This window comes from Actinoplanes sp. GCM10030250, from assembly GCF_042666575.1.
In the GTDB taxonomy this organism is placed as follows: Bacteria; Actinomycetota; Actinomycetes; order Mycobacteriales; family Micromonosporaceae; genus Actinoplanes.
The window spans coordinates 1-576 of the sequence record NZ_JBHTDO010000128.1 but is presented as its reverse complement, the minus strand read 5'-3'; the positions used below and the strand labels follow the sequence as shown (position 1 = coordinate 576).

The window sequence follows — 576 nt, the reverse complement described above, 5'->3', positions numbered from 1 at the left end:
ATCGTGATGAGCACATAGCTGGCGGCGAGCAGGATCTCGAATCCGACGTAGAGGTTGAACAGATCGCCGGCCAGGAAGGCGTTGGTGACGCCCGCGGTGAGGATCAGGTATGCCGGGTGGTAGACCGCCACCGGTGTGGCGTCGTCTCCACCGGCCATGCCCTGACCGATCGAGTAGACCAGGACGCACAGGGTCACGGCGGCGGAGACCACGAGCATCAGCGCCGCGAGCCGGTCCGCGACGAGCACGATGCCCAGCGGCGCCGCCCACCCGCCGACGGCGACGACCAAAGGGTCCCCGGTGACGGTGAGCGCCAGGAGAGCGACGGCGACGACGAGGGTCGCGCTGAGGACGAGCAGGCTCACCGTGCGTTGGATATTCGGATGCCGGCGCAGCAGCAGGGTCAGGGCCGCACCGAGCAGTGGCATGACCACCGGCAGGGGAACGAGCCAGGTCAACGCGGGGCTCCCTGCGTGGTGTGCTCCGGCGACTCCGGTGCGTCCTGGTCCGCGAGGCCCTGATCGCGTTCGGCCAGCTGCATGATCCGCCGGTCCTCGACGTCGTCCTGCACGTCGT

Annotated in this window: 1 pseudogene; it reads right to left on the bottom strand. The window is 69.1% G+C overall.

Annotation, left to right across the window (positions count from 1 at the left end):
• Positions 1-458 (bottom strand): annotated as a pseudogene (locus ACFQV6_RS44370) (Na+/H+ antiporter subunit D); the annotation flags it as partial.
• Positions 459-576 lie beyond the last annotated feature (118 nt).